This window comes from Paenibacillus chibensis (assembly GCF_004001045.1).
Classification (GTDB): Bacteria; Bacillota; Bacilli; order Paenibacillales; family Paenibacillaceae; genus Paenibacillus_AQ; species Paenibacillus_AQ chibensis.
Window position 1 is genome coordinate 116,066 of sequence record NZ_BIMK01000013.1, and the last position, 18,422, is coordinate 134,487.

Sequence of the window (18,422 nt, forward strand, 5' to 3'; positions counted from 1 at the left end):
ATGGGGCCCACCCAAGGGGTGTCTAAGATATTGGAATAAGCGACACCTTGGGCATCCCCGATCTGAAATCGAACCATCGTTTGATTTCTCAGAATGAAATCAGATCTGAAGTCCTCGTTCATATCGCCGTAACCTGCACCTGGAACGTGACGGTAGAGGAGGCGCCTGCAGCAAGCGATCCTACTTGAATGCCCGTATTCGGATTCGCGGCGGGCTTGGGAACAGAGTCAATGGTCACGCTTCCTGTGACGAAGACCGAGCCGGCAGGAACCTGGTCAACGAGAACGACGCTGTTGACCGCCTCGATGCCGTTATTTGTCAAAGTAATGCTGTAGGTAATCGTATCGCCGACGACTGCATCGACGGAAGACGTACTCTTCACGACGGATACGTTCGGTGATGAAACCGGGATCGTTAATATATTGGAGAGCGAAGTGCCGGTCAGGATGCGTCCGTCTGGATGCTGGAAAGTGAAGTTGACCGTGGCTTGATTGACCAGCTGCTGTTGTGCGGGAAGCGTCTGTACGGTGACCTGCATTGTTACGCTCACGGTTACCGTGGCACCCGGCGGAATCGTGCCCGCATTGATCCCTGTGGAAGGATCTGCACCCGGTTGAGGCACGCCGTTGACCAGAATGCTGTTCGGGACGAAGACAGCCCCCGCGGGAACCGGATCAATGACGGTAGCTACGGCAGGGAGGTTGCCTGTGTTTGTGAGGGCAACGGTATAAACTATGGTATCGCCGATCGTCGCGTTCGAAGTATTTGCAGTTTTAACGGCACCGATCACAGCCTGGTAAATATTCAAATTAAGGGTGTTGGACGTCGATGATCCGGAGAAGGCTCCCGATGTGAAGCTGACTGAAGCGGCATTGGCGATCTGGCCGGAGAGCGGCACAGCCGATACGGTGACATTAAAAGCCACGGTTGTTGTCGCTCCAGGCGCAATCGTGCCTAATGAAAATCCGTTTGCAGGGTTCGCCGCGGGTACGGGGGTGCCGTTCACGGTGACGCTGCCGGCTACGAAAGTGGTCTGGGACGGAATGGCATCGGAGAAAATGACGTTAGTTACGTTCTCGATGCCATTATTGGTGACGGTTATCGAATATGGAATGACATCTCCGAGAGATGCATCCGGCATCGTGCTGGTTTTGATTAACGTGACATTTGGCGATGAGACAGGGACCGTGACGGTATTGGACGCAAAGGAACCATTGATGACACGTCCGTCAGGAAGCGTGAACGTGTATGTCGCCGATGCCTGGTTAATTAACTGCTGCGCAGGAGGTAACGAATTGACGATGACGGAGAACATGACCGTCGCGCCTGTAGCGACAACGCCAAGCGGAATGCCGGCGGACGGATCGGCGCCGGGGAGCGGCTGATTGTTCAGAAGGACGCTGTTAGGCACAAACGTCGTTCCTGAGGGGATGGTATCCGTCAATGTAACCGCCGCACCGAAATTTCCGGCGTTCGCAATGCTGATCGTGTATACAACCGTATCGCCCACGGTTGCTTTAGCGGTATTTGCGCTTTTGACTGCCGTGAAGATCGGCTGATACACGGGCGTTGTGACGGTATTGGAGAAGGTAACGCTTGAAAAAGCGCCTGACGTAAAGCTAACGGACGCCTGATTACTGAGCGAAGCGGGCGTTGGAAGAGACGTGACTAAGGCATTAAATGCAACCGTAACGACACCACCGGGAGCAATCGAACCGATGATGATTCCGGTGGAAGGGTTCGCGCCTGGCTTTACCGTCCCGTTAATAGTTAGTGACCCTGTGACGAACGCGCTTCCTGCAGGTATGGGATCGGTAAAGAGTACATTGCTGACTGCCGCAATGCCGTTATTGGTCATGGTCGTAGTATAAGTGATGGTATCACCTACGGAAAGGGCAGTAGATGTTGTACTTTTGACGACAGCGACATTCGGCGACGAAACCGGAATGGTTACGATGTTCGAAACGGATGATCTGTTAATCGTCCTGCCGTCAGGCAATGTAAATGCGACGGCTCCGGCTCCCTGATTCACGAGCTGCTGCGGAGAAGGCAGGGTGTTGATCACAACGGAGAAGACGACGATGGTCGTTTGACCGGGATTCACGACACCGGCATTCATACCGGTCGTTGGATCAGCCCCCGGCGCGGGTATACCGTTAACCAAAACGCTATTCGGAACGAAAGCCGTGCCTAGCGGTATGTTGTCAGTTATGGTGACTTGGGAACCGTAATTGCCTGAATTTACGATCGTAAACGTATAGCTCACGGTATCTCCGACCGTCGCGTTGTTTGTGCTGGCGCTTTTCGTGATGGCGATTACGGGTTGATAAACGGGCACCGTTACCATATTCGAATTGGCTAATCCTGAAAAGGCTCCCGACGTAAATGAAACGGTCGCTGAATTATTAAGCTGTGCAGGCGAAGGCACGGTGGTGACAAGTATGCTGAAAGCAATGTTCACGGAAGCGCCTGGAGCAATGGATCCGAGCGTAATACCCACCGCTGGATTGGCTGACGGCGCCGGTGTTCCGTTAATCGTCACGCTTCCCGTTACAAAAGTGCTTCCGGGAGGTATCGGGTCTGTGAACTGCACGTTATTCACCGCTTCAATGCCTGCATTCGTAACGGTTACGCCGTACACGATCGTATCGCCCACTGTAGCGGCTGTGGATGGCGAAGCTTTCACGACGGTGACGTTAGGCGAGGAGACTTGAAAGGTAACCGTGTTGGAAACCGCTGATCCGGACAGGGTTCTGCCGTCAGGCGGCGTGAACGTATAATTCGCTGTTGCTTGGTTACTCATCGTCTGCGGATTAGGCAATGTCGTCACCACGATCGTGAATGTGATGACCGAGCTTGCGCCCGGGGCAAGGCTGCCCAGGCTGATTCCGGTTACAGGGGACTCGCCTGGAAAAGGAAAGCCGTTGATAATGACGCTGTTAGGCGTAAATGTGGCTCCGTTCGGAATGGTATCTAAGAATGTGACGGCTGCGGCCAGGTTGCCTGTGTTGCTGACCGTAATGGTATAGGTGACGGAATCACCCACGGTAGCGTTGGTGGTACTGGCGGATTTCGCCAAAGAGATTTGCGGCTGAATGACCGGTGTAGACGTCACATTGGAAGAAGCTGATCCCGAAAACGTACCGGATGTAAAGCTCACTGTTGACTGGTTGTTGATCTGTGAAGGAATCGGCATGGTTATCCTCACCTCGAATGTTATGGTAGCCGCAGAGCCAGGGGCCAGGGTACCTATTGAAATGCCGGCGGACGGAACTGCAGCCGGGCGCGAAGCGCCGTTTACAATTACGCTTCCGGTAATAAAAGACAAGCTGGAAGGCAGAACATCTGTTAAAACGACATTATTCACATTGGCTGCGCCACGATTCGTCACGAGATTCGTGAATGTGAGGATATCACCCACAACGGCTATGCCAGCAGATACCGTCTTGACTACGCTGACGTTAGGCAGCGCAACCGGTATGGTAATCGTATTCGAGGAGGAGTTGACGCTAATTTGCCTGCCTCCGGGAAGCGTAAATATCGACGCGGCCGTTGCCTGGTTCACCAATTGTCTGGCTGCAGGAAGGGAGGTTACGTTAACGACAAAGCTGACAGTTGCCGAAGCTCCATTGGGCACACTTCCTACTGGAATGCCTGTGAGAGGACTGATCCCGGGAGAAGGGATGTTATTGATCAATACGCTGTTTTCCACAAAGGTGCTTCCGTCCGGGATATTGTCTGTCAGGGTCACTCCGGCAGAGATGTTGCCCGTATTGCTGACGGTGAAGGAATAGGTCAGGGTGTCACCAACGGTAGCATTGGTGGTGCTCGCGTTCTTCGTCACGGAAATGATCGCTTGATAGACGGGAATGGTCAGGGTATTAGACAATGAGGTTCCGGTGAAAGTTCCGGAATTAAAAGCCGCACTTGCCTGGTTCATCAGTTGAGCAGGATTAGGCAAAGAAACGATTTGAGTTTTGAAGGTGATCGTAGCAGCGGCTGCAGCGGCAAGACTCCCAATTTGAATACCGTTTAGCGGATTTGCGTTCGCGAGAGTGTTCCCGTTTAGCGTAACGCTGCCTGCTACAAACGAGGAACCGGCAGGAATGTTGTCGGAGACAACGACATTATTTACCGCAGCAATTCCGTTGTTCGAGATCGCTAGCGAGTAAGTGACTACATCATTAACGGCTGCTACAGACACATTGGCAGACTTGACGATACTGACATTGGGAGCAGAGGCTTGGATGGTTACCGTATTCGAAGAAATGGTTCCCGATAAGCTCCGTCCGCTAGGCAGCTGATAGGTGTAGGAACTGTTTGCGGTATTTACGAGCGTCGGCGGAGTCGGCAGCGAGTTCAGTACAACTTGAAATGTCACCGTGATGGTTGCTCCTACTGCGACAGTGCCTGTATTGATTCCGGTTACAGGGGAGGCGCCAGGCAAGGATACGCCCTGTACAGTTACGCTGTTCACGACAAAGGCCGTGCCAGCAGGAATGTTATCGGTCAAGGTGACTTGAGCGGCAAGATTGCCTGTATTGCTGACCAGCAGCGTATATTGGATCGTGCTGCCTACTGTAGCTGTAGCTGTCGTCGCGCTTTTTACGATCGCAATCACGGGTTGATACACAGGCGTTGTAACCGTGTTGGATAGGGAAGTTCCCACAAAGGTGCCTGAGTTATAGGACACTTTTGAACTGTTGGACAGCTGGGAAGGGGAGGGGAGCGACGTAATCGTAACATTAAATGCAACCGGGACAGAGCCTCCGGCAAGTAAGCTGCCAAGCGTGATTCCGCTTGCAGGGTTGGCTGAAGCAACCGCTGTTCCTCCTACGGTAACACTGCCGGCCACAAACGCGGTGCCCGCAGGAAGGGTATCGGTTAGCACTGCATTGGTTATTCCCTCCGTTCCGCTGTTGGTCACGACAGAAGTGTAAGTTAGCGTTTCCCCAACGGCAACATCGGACACATTCGAGCTTTTCACAACAGACACATTCGGTAAGGTTACCGGCACCGTAAGCGTATTGGATGTAGCCGAGCCGGATATTGTGCGTCCGTCAGGCGGCTGAAAAGTGAAAGCAGCGGACGCCGTGTTCACAAGCTGGGATGGCGAAGGCAGGTTATTGACTGTAACCGAAAAGGTTACGGTTGACGTCGCTCCTGCTGCGATGGTGCCGATGGCGACACCGGCTGCCGGGTTCCCAACCGGAACGGCTGTTCCGTTGACCGTAAAGCTGCCCGTGATAAAGGTGCTTCCCGTCGGAATATTATCGGTAAACGTCACGGCAGCTCCGATGTTCCCGGAGTTTCTGACAAGTACCGTATACGTAAGTGCCGTTCCGACCGTAGCATTCGTTTTATTCGCGGTTTTGGTTAATGTAATGCTTGGTGCATAAACGGTAACCGTGACTGAATTGGAGGGAATGACGCCGGTAATGGTCGGTCCTCCGGCCACGCTTTGGAATGAAAAGGATGCGTTTGCGGTATTCACAAGCGTATTGGATGCTGGGATCGAAGTAACGGTCGCCCTGTATGTAACGATGATCGATGCTCCGAAATTTAACGTTCCAAGCGGCGCTCCGGCAACGATATCATAGGTTGGCTTCGAGACACCGGCAACAGTGACGCTCCCGGATACCGCCGTGAGTCCGGCGGGGAGCGGATCGGTTAACACGACGCTGGTCGCATTCGCGGTTCCGGTATTGCTGACTGTAACTGTGTATGTTACTGTGTCGCCGAGAATAACGCTGCTGGTGCTTGCGGCTTTGACTACATTGATTTTCGGGGCGTTGATATCGACCTGGATGGCATTGGCATTTACGCAATAGGCATCGCCGGATGTCGTCAAAATCAACACTGCGGAAGATTGATTATTAACGAGTCGGGCCGAAATATCCACGTTGGTGATATCCCAGCCTTGGCGTCCGCCGGAAATATTCGTACCAGGAGCTCCGTTAGTTTGATTGCGCGTGCCGAACGTCCCGGTCGTATCGAGATTGCCGGAGTCGTTATTGATTTGGGAGGCGAAAAAGTTGGCGGCGAAGTTGTTGGGTCCGGACAGGGCTACAGCAGTCGCCGACGTCGTACCGAAAAGTGCTTGATCCCCTGTTCTGTTGGCATCGCCTTCCTGGGCACTGAATAACGCTCTTCCGCCTAAAGTACCAGATAGAGGCGTGGCAAATCCACTAAGAGTGGTGGTCACCGACCCGGCACTTGCCTGCACCAGTACCGCTCCGGCGCGAATGGACAGATTCCGAAAAGGGAGGGTAGGGTTCTGATAAATAACACCAAGTGTCCATCCTGCATGGTTTCCGGTAGGATCATTCGGAATGACGATGGTACCTACGACGTTACCCGTCGTATAGGTACCCGCCCCGCCTTGCTGGATGAGTGTAGTTACATTCGCGGAACGGACATATGCGGTCATGTTGTTACCAAAATCGACGGAATTAGCCGTTGCGGGATCCGGCGTGACCGAGAAAGTACCGGCAGGTGTCGTAAGGGTAACCGGATTGTTGATAAAGCTGCTGAGATCAATCTGTCCTGTAATAATATATGAACCGCCCCAGATCAGCTCGGCATATAAGACTGTGCTTCCAGAGGGCAGGACCAATTGGGCGGCTGAGCTGTTATTGATGTACGCACTGGTAGTTCCTGCCGGATATGTGCCATACTGAGCGGCTGTATTGGTCGTAACAAATGCGCCAATGCTGTCCTGTGTCCCCGGCACGCCGGCAGTATCGGATCGGCTTAATCCCAGTGTATTTCCAGTAAAGGTTACGGCGCCGGTTGCATTGAATGTGGCTCGGACAATAAGAGGAATAATTTCACCTCCTTAGCGTTGGTGGCTGTTCAAGCCGCTTTCTACGGCTTTGCATCAAATGCCCATTACCAGCGTATGAGCTGATGCTACAAATTAGTATGGCAATGGGTGCGATTCAAGCTGAATTTTGGTATGCTGGTTGTCGTCCCAGTGAATAGATAAGGATAAAATTAACCCTTGATATGAAACCATTTGGTTGTATATAATGAATGTGAAACCTTAGGGTTTCGTAATTTACGAAGGGAAAGATATCATGCCAAACGAAGAATTGTTAAAGAAGCTGCGTTACAAACAAGGACAGGCTCTCGTATTGAATGGCCCGGAAAATTACTTATTGGGCATCGAAACTAGCGAGCATACCACCGCAAAGGTTCATTTTCTGCAGCTGTTCGTCAACAATGCGGAACAAGTTCGGGAATGGGTTCCCCAAGTGATCCCTCGTCTCGCGGAAGACGCTGTATTCTGGATTACTTATCCCAAACAGTCTTCCAAAGTGAAAACGGACATTAACCGCGACAGCTTATGGAAGCTGGTAGAGACGATGGCTCCATATCGTCCCGTCAGCAATGTGTCCATAGACGATAAGTGGTCCGCGCTGCGTTTTCGGCATGTGGATCTGGTTCAATCCAAAAAATAAGATCTGGGAGGTTTTTACACATGGAAGCATCGAATCATGCAGCGCTGCCGGATATCCGGCATACAGGTGTTTTTAAAGCGTCCATTCGCAAAGTATGGGATGCGGTTGCCACGGCAGAAGGGTTGACAGCCTGGTTCATGCCTAACGATTTTGAGCCGGTTGTCGGTCATGAGTTTCATATCAACGCAGGTCCGTTTGGCATGTCGCCATGCAAAGTGACGGAGATCGACCCGCCCCGCAAGCTTTCGTTTCTCTGGGGAAAAGACTGGACGCTCACATTTGAATTGAAGGAAATCGGAGAGACCACGGAAGTGACGATCATTCATTCCGGCTGGAACGAAGAGATCCTAACCGAATTCGGTCAGCCCCATACCGCCATCCGCGGCGTAATGGATCAGGGCTGGGCAGGATTGCACCAAAAGCTGCGCGACTATGTCGAGGGCTAATCATGGGCGAGCCAATAGCCAAATACGACGTGTTTCAAGCGATATCCGATCCGACGAGACGTAAAATGCTCCGACTTCTCGCGGATGCGGAAATGCCGATCACCGCGATCAGCGGGCATTTTCCAATGAGCCGAACCGCCGTATCCAAGCATCTGCGAATATTGTCCGAAGCGGGGCTGGTGAAGGAGAGAAGGGTAGGGCGGGAAAATCGTTTCCGGCTAAGCGCCGAGCCTCTGCGCGAGCTTCAGGAATGGTATTCATACTTCGAGCGGTTCTGGGATAACAAGCTGGCAGCTTTGCAGCGATATGTGGAATCAGAGGATTAAAAAAATGGAACTCTGCGTGGATTACCGGAAAACTTCCGGATCAATGCGAGAGTTCCATTTTATTTTTGATCGTATAGACGCATTTCTTATCGCCTTTCGCCAAGCACTCCGTCCTGCCGACTTCTGCTCCCAGCAGGGATTCAAACAGCTTCATTTCGCATGTGCAGGCATGATTGTACTTTTTGGCGATCTGGGATATCGGGCAATTGTACTCCATCAGCGTGTATTCATCATCACTGTTTTGTTCCAGCTCAACCATATAGCCGTTTTCATTTTGGATTTCCGCGAGTACCCTTACTTTCTCGGCAAAGGACTTGCCTTGCATCTTGGCTGCATGATTTTTGCGAAGCGATTCGCCCCTGCGGTCAAACAACCTGTCTACCATACTAGATCCTGCATCCAGCTCAAGCTCTCCGAGCAGATCCAGCGTCAAAGCGTGATACTTATTAGGGAAAAAAGTTTCAGCCTGATCGGTTAAATGATAGATAGCCGTAGGACGGCCCATGGGCTGACGAATCGTTTTCGATTCAATTAAACCGTCCTTTTCAAGCGTATTGATATGTCTGCGGACAGCCATGCTGGTGATGCCGATAAATTCGGTGATTTCCTTGGCGCTGAGCTCGCCTTTGGTTTTCAGCAGCTGCAGGATTTTGTCCCGGGTCGAAATATCCAATTGTTGGTCCATGTTCATCACCGCCTGTTCTGCTGAGTTTCGTCCACCTTCATGCCGAGTAAACAACAGCCTGCCGATATGGAGATCAACAGGCTGCAACCACTCGAAATGTATTGTCTGTAATTGTTGTTTGTTTATTTGGATTTGAAGAAGTTTTCCGCTTTTGCGATAAAGCCTTTTTCTTCCTCAGGCAAATCCGTATCGTAATAAACCGCACCAACCGGGCAGGCAACCTCGCAAGCACCGCATTCGATGCAGATGTCCGTATCGATAAAGTACTGGTCAGGACCTTCCTCAATGCAATCTACTGGACAAACATCAACGCAATCGGCCGCTTTCTCATCAATACAAGCCGAAGTAATAATGTAAGACATTTTTTTCACCCTTTCATTTTAGTTAATCTTGTGTGGATTGAATCATTTGATCAGCCAAATTCATAAAAATACGCCATTGCTCACTGCTTTCAGCAAACAGGGTAGAAGATGCAGGCGTTCCAGCCGGCGCATCAGCGGACTGAATCGGCACTTCCGCGATCAATTTCGTGTTCAGCTGGTCGGCTAGCTTCTGGCCGCCGCCACGTCCGAACAGATAATGCCGCTCACCGGAAGGATCCGTAAAGTAAGACATATTCTCAATCACGCCAAGAATCGGATGGTTGGTTTGAACAGCCATCTCGCCGGCGCGCGCCGCTACATGATTCGCCGTAGGATGGGGAGTGGTAACCAAAATTTCCGCGCATTGGGGAATTCGGTTATGTACATCCAGTGCAACATCCCCGGTACCAGGCGGCAGGTCAAGAATCATGTAATCAAGCGGGCCCCATTCCACTTCATTCAGAAACGTGCCGAGCATTTTGCCGAGCATCGGTCCACGCCAGACGACAGGCTTGTTGCCTTGTACGAAAAATCCGGTCGAGATCACCTTGATGCCATGGCTTTCAACGGGTGCAATCCGGTTATCTTGTTTCTGCGGCAGTTCTTTGATTCCCAGCATTTCCGGAATGCTGTATCCGTATATGTCGGCATCAATAATGCCAACGCGCTTCCCTTGTTTAGCTAAAGCAGCGGCGAGATTCACCGTAACGGTAGATTTCCCGACCCCGCCTTTTCCGCTCGCAATGGCAATGAACGTGACCCCGGAATCCCCGGCTACCAAAGGCGAATTCATCAACGTTGGAGCACGGCGTACCGATTTATTAAGCTTTATAGCTATAATATCATTTTTTTCTTCATTTGAAATATGCTTGAAGCGTATATGAACATCGGTAATTCCTGTCTTTTGCAACGCAGCTGTGATTTGCTTCCTGATTTCTTCCTCGCGTGGTGCCAGCTCCGGAGCAAGGAGTACGCTTAGCGCGGCATGATCCTTATTCACTGTAATGTCACGGATCAAGCCAATATCGGTCAGCGGCATTTGATGCTCATGATCCTTGATATGGGCAATGGCTGCGACCAGATCATCCTTTGTCATAGGTTCACCTTCAATTCTCTATCTGTCTGTAGACACAGTATGGCCATAAAATCTGTACAACCTTCATGGGCAATAAATTGACTTTACCACGTTTAGGAGGCTGAAGCCAAGTGAATAAAGGCAATTATGGCCAGCATACAAATGTGATGATGTACAAATTATGACACGGTAATTGTAGAACACGCTTCGCATATAGTCAACATATACGTATAAAAAGTTAAACATATTCGTGAAGGACTCTTGACAAAGCGTTTCGGGAATTATAATAATTAATATACATTTATGTTTATTAAATAATTTGAACTAAAGTTTTTCGCTTTAGTTCGCTTTATCCATTAGAGAGAGCGACGACGTTTCAAGAACAACGTTCAATCTATATAAATAGCTGTCTATATAAGGAAGGGAGGCTTTCGTAAGTTTTGAATCCAGAACAAAACCCAAGCGCCGAACGGCCGGTATCTTATTATGAGCAGGTGGGCGGTGCGCCAACCATGCGCGCACTCGTAGAAGCCTTTTATCCGAGAGTCATCGAGCATCCGCTGCTCGCCCCTTTGTTTCCGGAAGACATTCATCCGGTGATGGAGAAGCAGGAAATGTTTTTGACGCAATATTTTGGAGGTCCGCAGCTCTACACCATGAGAGAGGGACATCCGCGCATGAGAGCCAGACATATCCGGTTTCCGATCACGCCGGATCGTGCGACGGCATGGCTCAGCTGCATGCAGCAGGCCATGGACGAAGTCATTGAGGATTCCATGCTGCGTGAACAAATGATGGAACGGCTAGCTATGACAGCCTATTTCTTCGTAAATACAGAAGAGCAAGAAGCCGAGCAGTAGAACGAACGATGCGGCTACGCGTTACCTGTGAAATGAAATAAAAGCTGCAATTTGACGGAAAAGGGAAACAGATGCTTAGTCTTTGCATCCAGGATGAATTGGCAGACAACCGCTGAAGGAAACTCCCGTTTACCGGCAAAAACAAGCAAATTACATCAGAAAAGGAGACTGCCTTCATGAAGCTGGTTGGAATATCGGGTGCGATCATCGGTAACAAGACCGCCATGGTCGTACAGAAGGTTTTAGAAGAGGTTAAGAAATTGGATCCGGAAATTGAAACCGAGCTCCTCGACATGAAGGAGTACGATGTCCAGTTTTGCGACGGACGTGATCCGTCGGCGTACACAGGGGACACGAAAAAAGTGATCGACAGCGTCGTTTCCAGCGATTTCTGCCTGATCGGCACACCTATTTATCAAGCGTCGATGTCAGGCGTGCTTAAAAATCTGTTTGATCTGATTCCGCCATCCGCCCTGCAGCAGAAGGTCATCGGATTCGTGGCTACCGGCGGAACCTACCAGCATTATCTTGTCATCGAAAATCAGCTCAAGCCGATCGCAGGCTTTTTCCGGTCTTATGTGGCACCTGGTTATGTCTATGTTCATGATGATCATTTTAACGAGTTTAAGGAAATCAATGATTTGGACGTCTTGGATAGAATCCAACGACTTGCTTCAGAGCTCGTGTTTATGCAAAAACGTCTGAAATCCGTAGAGTAAATTTCGCTACATATCGTCAAAATCCATATAAAAGATCCGATCAAACATTTGATCGGGTCTTTTTTTGTCGTATAATGTAACAGTAGGTTCATAGATTGATAGTTTCATAGATTCTTTGCTTCATCCGCTTGCATCTTAGCTTACTTTTTTAACAGGGAGAGAGGTGAACGCATATGCGTAAATATGTGGTCACTTTTATAGTGGCCGTTCTGATCGTGGGAGGAGCCATCTTTGCTTGGGACCGCAACCGCACACCAGCGGCCGAAGGCGAAGTGGTGCAAAAAACGCCTGCATTGGCACAGCAGAACAGCAGTCAAGGGCAACAGAAGGGCTCATCCGATATCAACGGGGCATCTTCAGCGAAGAACAATTCATCATCAACAGCATCGCCAGGGGCTAAAACGGCTTCCGGTGCGCCTACGAACTCGAGCAAAACATCCGGTAAAACGGATTTTGTCAACACGTACGATGTGGAGCATGTTGTCGCGAACCCGGAAAGCATGCAGGTACTGGTAAACAAAACCTATCGGCTGCCCGCAGGATATATACCGCCTGACCTGGTGTATCCGAACGTTCCGTTTACGTTCTCGGAAAAGATCGAAAAACGCAAAATGTGCAGAGAAGCGGCGGTCGCTCTTGAAAAGCTATTTGCAGGTGCGAAAAAAGACGGGGTTAGCTTGGCCGGCGTATCCGGCTACCGCTCCGAATCCCGCCAGACCACGCTATATAACAACTACGTCAAGCGAGACGGCGTCAAAGCGGATACGTACAGCGCGCGTCCGGGTCACAGCGAGCATCAGACGGGACTGACGATCGACGTGTCCGGGAACACGGGCAAATGCGCGGCGGAGAGCTGTTTTGCCGGCACCAAGGAAGCCAAATGGCTGGACAAGCACGCCCATGAGTACGGATTCATTATTCGTTATCCTGAGGGCAAAGATTCCATCACGGGATACAAGTATGAGCCCTGGCATTTGCGCTTTGTCGGAACCAAGATCGCTGCAGAAGTGAAAAGCCGTTCCATTACGCTTGAGCAGTACTTCGGCAATGCGGTTCCCGTCTCCAAATAGCATGTACGAAAGAGAACTAAGCTTTGCCATAAAGGCAGGTATACGCAGGATTTCGGGCTTCACATCCGTTTCGGATGTCCCCGGCTTCCTGCTCTTTGCCGTGCAGGGGGAAGCCCGCGCAGTACGGAATTCTGATTTGCCTTTTTTCCCTTTGATGTGTACGCTTGATGAAGCAAGTAATAGGCAGATTAACCGATGAATGAAAGAATATATATAGGAAAGGTCGTGCAGAATTCATGGATTCTGAATTGAATATCAAATTAACCTCACTTTCGAGCAAAGGAGGGTGCGGCTGCAAAATCGGACCTGCCGATCTGAGCCAGGTGCTGAGAGGCCTTCCGCCCGCTGAACCGAACCCGAATCTGCTGGTTGGCTTGGATACAAGCGATGACGCAGGCGTATACAAGCTGAATGATGAGCTGGCATTGGTGCAGACGCTCGACTTTTTCACGCCGATCGTTGACGATCCGTATGCCTTCGGACAAATCGCGGCAGCGAACGCGATCAGCGATATTTATGCGATGGGCGCCAAACCGTTAACGGTGTTAAATATTGTGGCTTTCCCGATTTCCACGTTGGATAAGCGCATTTTGTCCGAAATCTTGCGCGGTGCGGGGGAGAAAGTGAAAGAAGCTGGAGCGACGCTTGTCGGCGGCCACTCCATTGATGATAAGGAGCCTAAATTCGGTTTAGCCGTAACCGGTCTTGTCCATCCTGATAAAGTGAGAAGCAACGCGGGAGCCAAGGTCGGAGACAAAATCATTCTGACCAAGCCGATCGGTGTAGGCATCATGACCACGTCCATCAAGAACGACAAGCTGACGCCGGAAGAAATCACACGCGTCACGCAAGTGATGTCCACGCTCAACAAAACGGCGGCCGAAGTCATGGAAGGTTATGACGTGCATGCCTGCACGGACGTTACCGGCTTCGGACTGATGGGTCATTCGCTCGAAATGGCCAAAGGCAGCGGCGTTGAAATCCGCATCCGCAAGGAGGATGTGCCTGTGCTCCCGCGCGTGCGTGAATTGGCTGAGCAGGGGCTTGTACCGGGCGGTTCCAAGAACAACTTCGCCCATGTGGAAGACAGCGTTCGTTTTCCTGAGGAGATGGATCAGATTGACCGCTGGATCCTGTGTGACGCAGTCACTTCCGGTGGGCTTTTGATTTCCGTTAGCGGAGAACAAGCAGAGGCGCTGCACCGCGAATTGGTGGATGCCGGTGTGGAAGCCAAAATTATCGGCGAGGTTACAGCAACAGGAAGCGGACAAATCGTGATTGAGTAAGGGAGTGCCTTATGTTTCAAGATATATCTATAGAGAAACTGAATGAACTGCGTGCCAAGAATGAAATGACGGTCATTGACGTCCGCTCGCCATCCGAATATGCGGATTCCACGATACCGGGCAGCATCAACATCCCTTTTTTCACGGATGAGGAAAGAGCGGAGATCGGTACCCTGTACAAGCAGGTCAGCACGCAGAAAGCCAAAGAACGCGGCCTTGAAATTATGTCTGCCAAGCTGCCTGTATTCGTTAAACGCTTTGCGGAAATTCCGGGGAACAAAACGGTGTTCTGCTGGCGCGGAGGAATGCGAAGCCGGACGACGGCGACCGTGCTGTCACTGATGGGCATACACGTTTACCGGCTGGACGGTGGATATCGCACGTTTAGAAAATGGGCGGTTGAAACGCTCGCCTCGCTGGATTTCACACCGCAAGTATATGTCCTGCACGGGAATACAGGGACGGGAAAAACCGAAATTATGAAGGCTTTGAGAGCGAAGGGATACCCGGTCGTGGATCTCGAAGGGTTGGCAGGACATCGGGGGTCCATTTTCGGCGCGATCGGGATGAAGAGCCACAACCAAAAAACCTTCGATTCCGTACTGCTGGAGGAAATATTGCGCTACCGTCACGAGCCTTATATTATCATCGAAGCGGAGAGCAAGCGGATCGGCAAAGTGGTCCTGCCGGAGTTTCTGATTCAGAAAAAGGAACTGGGCACGCATATACTGCTCGAAGCTCCCAAAGCGCTGCGGGTAACGAATATTCTGAACGATTATCGCCCCGAAGAGCATAAGGAGCAAAGTCTGCAGGCTTTTTACCAAATCAAGTCGAGGATCCATACGCCAATCGCCCAGGAAATTGAGGCTTGCTTGCTCTCCGGCCAGTATGCGAGAGCAGTCGAGCTCTTACTGGACTATTATTACGATCCGAGATACGCGCATACGTCCAGTACGTATGGTGAAGAATACGCCAAAGCGCCTCTGATCCGTTTCGATACACTGGATGAGGCTTTGAAGCAGGTCGAAGAACGTATACAGCATTTGCAAGACCAGGAAGCTCCGGCAAGTAAAGTTCAATCCGGCGCTTAAATACAAAAAAGGAGAGCCATAGGCTCTCCTTTTTCGTAAATTAAATTCCGACCGGAATGCTATGCGGGGTAAGAACACCCGGCTGGGGATTCGGATAATCCAGAAGCTTCACTACCTCCGACGCGCACCGGCTCGGACTGTAATAATCTTTTCCGGGGGCATCGAAATGGGAGGGGACGGATCCCTCATCCATCCGGATGTTCTCGCCGGTGGACAGCTTGCACAGCCACTCTTCAAGCACATTTTCATTTTGCAGCGCTTTGCCGTAGCCTCGCTTGACGAAGTATTCGCGATTCATTTCTTCCTGTCCGGGGAGAGAATCGCAGAATAGCATCGGCAGACCCTTGGCCAGCGCTTCTGTGCAGGTCATCCCGCCGGGTTTGGTGATCAAGAGGTCGGAGGCGTCCATCCACCGGCTAATTTCCCGGGTATGTCCCATGAGTACAATGTTGGGGTGGCTGAATTTCATATCGGTTTGCATCTTTTCCAGCAGCTTCTGGTTGCTTCCCAGGCAGAATACCAGCTGAACCCGGTCCTTCCAGCGCAATAGCTGCTCTACTAACCGGTCGTTTGCGACCATTCCCCAGCCACCGCCCATAATGAACACCGTAGGCATGTTTTTGATGTTTAAGGTTGCTCTGACGGATGCTTTATCCTCCGTCGACCAAAAATCCGGATGGACGGGAATGCCGGTTACCTGAATCTGATTCGGGTAAACTCCACGGTCAAGCAGAAGTCTGCGTACATTGTCCGTCGATACGAGAAAACGGTCTACCTTGGCATTGATCCAAGAAGCGTGAGCGTCATAGTCCGTGATGACGGTGTATAGCGGAATATTCAGACCCACGGATTTTAACCGAGAAATGATATTGGTAGGAATCGGATGGGTGCTCACGATCACGTCGGGTCTCAAGTGCTCAATGACTTCTGCCGTATGATGATAAAATAACCGGTGCAGGGCCATCGTGGTCAATTTGCTGAACGGTTTATCATGCTGCTTGCGGTAGAGCATACCAACGAGTCCAGGATTCGTATGAATGGTCAAACGGTAAGCAGAAATAATCCAAGGTGCTACGGTCGGATTCAGGAAGGAGCCCAGCTCGATCACCTTCGTTTGAATATTCGGATTCATCCTTTTCATGCCTGCAGCCAGTGCGTACCCGGCCTGCGTATGTCCGCTTCCGAAGCCTTCCGACAGGATTAATACTCTTTTCTTGCGCATACATTTCACCTTCACTCTTTTATATTGGATGCTCCTTCACGCTGAAGGCAGCTGATGTGCTAACGGGATGAGCGTTCCTGTGAAGCCGTTGAGAATAGGAACGCTGTACGAATCACGGAAATCTATATGTTAAAGTGTATGACGGATCGGCAGTCTTCAAAACGGACCGTAGTCCGGTTTCGGCACTGGACCAAGGTCGGGGAACACCGCCTGTTAGCGTTTCTGTATATTTAGACGATGGGGGCAAACAAAACCATGCAGCTTTTTTAAGATTGAATAAAAATCTAAAGCGCCTGGCATGGGACATGCCCCGATTGCTGTCCCTTGTTTATATGCTCTATTATACTATAAATAGAATAAAAGGAATTAAATGTTGATTGCAGGAGGCAAATGATGCGTATAGAAAAGATGCACCAAGCCGAACAAGAGCGACATCCATGGAAGAAATATATACATATCGCCTTTTTGTCCGCTGATTCAGGTTCGATTAAGGTAGCTTTGAACACCGATCATCGGCTCGAATCCCAAGTCATCCACTGGAACGATTTCTATGCCTTCGGGCCGCTTTGGAAGATCCATACGGAGCAAGGCTTGGTTCAGCGTGAAACATGGATTATGGAGCGATTCAACAACCGCTTTTTTCATAGTCTGCAAGATCGCGAAAATCGAGCGATTCATATACTTAAGCTGCTGAGAGAGATACCGGATCATCGACGGATTTATTTGTGGTGCGGGGATAACGTTCATGATCAGGTTGCTCTTCGTCTTGCAGTGTATGCCCTACAGGACAAGCTGAACGATGTATATATTATGAATGTCACCCGCCTATATCCGCCTACTGCACATCGATATGATCCGGAGATTACGCCTTTGCATATCGGGAGTGTCCCTTTTGAAGCATTGGAAGAAATCGTGAATTCGTATCATTCCGCGCAACCCGTTAATCATGAAATTCAAGAATTGCTAGAGCATGAATGGCTGCATCTTTCGTTATCGACGGATACGCTTCGCACCTTTGAAAACGGAATAATCGTGGGTCTCGATGAACATGCATTCGATGAAGAAATTCTGAATTGCATCCGCGAGCTGCAGCTATCCGGTGACCCGGAATACGTTCAGGACGGTTATGTGAAAATGGGACGCGTGGCAGGCGAGCTATCCGAACGCAAAAAAGTGGGGAGCGACCCTTTTATAGAGTATCGGATCTGGCATCTCATCAGCAGCGGTTACTTAGAGTTTAAAGGCATACCGTACGCAATGTATTTATACAGTGTAAAAATTCGTGATTAGTGACCATTTTTTTGATAATACGTTGACACCAAAATCTCAAATAAAAAAGACTCTGTCAGCATTACGCCGATAGGGTCTTTTCTCCGTGGGGTCTAATGTATTGCCTGATTATTACGTTCAATCGCTTTAATCAGCTTGTTATTCCGTTTATCTGCTTTATGACTGCTTACGACCAATAGTGCATGGATGATACCAGGAATCACGAACAAGCAGCAAAGGACAAGATTAAGCAAGGCTTGAATAGGTTTTCCGCATAATAAAACAGCAATGGGCGGTAGAATTAACGCTAACAGATATCTCATCTAAATTCTCCCTCAATATGGTATATTATTCCTCTATTTAATCATAGAATGCAAATATTGTCATCGAAAATTTAGTGCTTATGTCTTAGTTCCTCGGGAGCAGTGATCTTATCAAACCTGGATATCATCCAACTCTATTGATCATATTTCTGCAAGGAATTTGAAGGGGATAGATCTGACATCAAAATTAAGGAGAAGTAAAATGGAGAAAAGCACGTAAGCCGG

The 18,422-nt window shown here is 50.1% G+C and carries 15 protein-coding genes; 9 read left to right on the forward strand and 6 right to left on the reverse strand.

Annotated elements, in window-relative coordinates; all coding sequences use genetic code 11:
- Positions 1–118: 118 nt before the first annotated feature.
- Positions 119–6,733: a CLIPPER-2 domain-containing protein gene (locus PCH05_RS12445; protein WP_246049514.1), complete on the reverse strand. Its 6,615-nt coding sequence runs from the start codon at positions 6,731–6,733 to the stop codon at positions 119–121.
- Between the two features lie 346 nt (positions 6,734–7,079).
- Between PCH05_RS12445 and PCH05_RS12450 the strand changes: the two genes are divergently transcribed.
- The 3 genes from PCH05_RS12450 to PCH05_RS12460 are packed head-to-tail and all read left to right on the forward strand — an operon-like array spanning position 7,080 to position 8,235.
- Positions 7,080–7,463, forward strand: a complete 384-nt coding sequence (locus PCH05_RS12450) for a hypothetical protein (protein WP_127602715.1) — start codon at positions 7,080–7,082, stop codon at positions 7,461–7,463.
- 20 nt (positions 7,464–7,483) lie between these two features.
- Positions 7,484–7,909, forward strand: a complete 426-nt coding sequence (locus PCH05_RS12455; protein ID WP_127602716.1) for an SRPBCC family protein — start codon at positions 7,484–7,486, stop codon at positions 7,907–7,909.
- 2 nt (positions 7,910–7,911) lie between these two features.
- Complete coding sequence (locus PCH05_RS12460; protein ID WP_127602717.1) at positions 7,912–8,235, forward strand: ArsR/SmtB family transcription factor; 324 nt, start codon at positions 7,912–7,914, stop codon at positions 8,233–8,235.
- A 40-nt stretch (positions 8,236–8,275) separates the two neighbouring features.
- Here PCH05_RS12460 and PCH05_RS12465 read toward each other — a convergent pair whose 3' ends face one another.
- The 3 genes from PCH05_RS12465 to PCH05_RS12475 all read right to left on the reverse strand — a co-directional run bounded on the left by PCH05_RS12465 (position 8,276) and on the right by PCH05_RS12475 (position 10,378).
- Positions 8,276–8,920 (reverse strand): helix-turn-helix transcriptional regulator, encoded by a 645-nt coding sequence (locus PCH05_RS12465; protein ID WP_127602718.1) that lies wholly within the window; start codon positions 8,918–8,920, stop codon positions 8,276–8,278.
- 122 nt (positions 8,921–9,042) lie between these two features.
- The gene (locus PCH05_RS12470; RefSeq protein WP_127602719.1) at positions 9,043–9,282 is read right to left on the reverse strand and encodes a DUF362 domain-containing protein; all 240 of its coding nucleotides are present in this window, start codon (positions 9,280–9,282) and stop codon (positions 9,043–9,045) included.
- Positions 9,283–9,304: 22 nt separating this feature from the next.
- The gene (locus tag PCH05_RS12475) at positions 9,305–10,378 is read right to left on the reverse strand and encodes an Mrp/NBP35 family ATP-binding protein (protein WP_127602720.1); all 1,074 of its coding nucleotides are present in this window, start codon (positions 10,376–10,378) and stop codon (positions 9,305–9,307) included.
- A 419-nt stretch (positions 10,379–10,797) separates the two neighbouring features.
- Here PCH05_RS12475 and PCH05_RS12480 point away from each other — a divergent pair, with 419 nt between their 5' ends.
- The 5 genes from PCH05_RS12480 (at position 10,798) to mnmH (ending at position 15,383) form a co-directional block, all read left to right on the forward strand.
- Complete coding sequence (locus tag PCH05_RS12480) at positions 10,798–11,217, forward strand: globin domain-containing protein (protein ID WP_281278762.1); 420 nt, start codon at positions 10,798–10,800, stop codon at positions 11,215–11,217.
- Between the two features lie 176 nt (positions 11,218–11,393).
- A complete protein-coding gene (locus PCH05_RS12485; RefSeq protein ID WP_127602721.1) occupies positions 11,394–11,936 on the forward strand; it encodes an NADPH-dependent FMN reductase in 543 nt (180 codons plus the stop codon).
- Between the two features lie 173 nt (positions 11,937–12,109).
- Complete coding sequence (locus PCH05_RS12490; protein WP_127602722.1) at positions 12,110–13,006, forward strand: M15 family metallopeptidase; 897 nt, start codon at positions 12,110–12,112, stop codon at positions 13,004–13,006.
- 236 nt (positions 13,007–13,242) lie between these two features.
- Positions 13,243–14,292 (forward strand): selenide, water dikinase SelD, encoded by a 1,050-nt coding sequence (gene selD, locus PCH05_RS12495; RefSeq protein WP_127602723.1) that lies wholly within the window; start codon positions 13,243–13,245, stop codon positions 14,290–14,292.
- An 11-nt stretch (positions 14,293–14,303) separates the two neighbouring features.
- Positions 14,304–15,383 carry a tRNA 2-selenouridine(34) synthase MnmH gene (mnmH, locus tag PCH05_RS12500; protein WP_127602724.1) on the forward strand — a complete coding sequence of 360 codons (1,080 nt, stop codon included), beginning with the start codon at positions 14,304–14,306 and terminating at the stop codon, positions 15,381–15,383.
- A 40-nt stretch (positions 15,384–15,423) separates the two neighbouring features.
- Here the strand turns inward: mnmH and PCH05_RS12505 are convergent, their stop codons facing one another.
- Positions 15,424–16,605: an MGDG synthase family glycosyltransferase gene (locus PCH05_RS12505; protein ID WP_127602725.1), complete on the reverse strand. Its 1,182-nt coding sequence runs from the start codon at positions 16,603–16,605 to the stop codon at positions 15,424–15,426.
- Between the two features lie 393 nt (positions 16,606–16,998).
- Here PCH05_RS12505 and PCH05_RS12510 point away from each other — a divergent pair, with 393 nt between their 5' ends.
- The gene (locus PCH05_RS12510) at positions 16,999–17,895 is read left to right on the forward strand and encodes a DUF1835 domain-containing protein (protein ID WP_164766635.1); all 897 of its coding nucleotides are present in this window, start codon (positions 16,999–17,001) and stop codon (positions 17,893–17,895) included.
- 92 nt (positions 17,896–17,987) lie between these two features.
- On the opposite strand, the gene PCH05_RS12515 is transcribed toward PCH05_RS12510, so the two are convergent.
- Positions 17,988–18,197, reverse strand: coding sequence for a YqaE/Pmp3 family membrane protein (locus tag PCH05_RS12515; protein WP_127602727.1), 210 nt, complete (start codon positions 18,195–18,197; stop codon positions 17,988–17,990).
- Between the last annotated feature and the right edge of the window lie 225 nt (positions 18,198–18,422).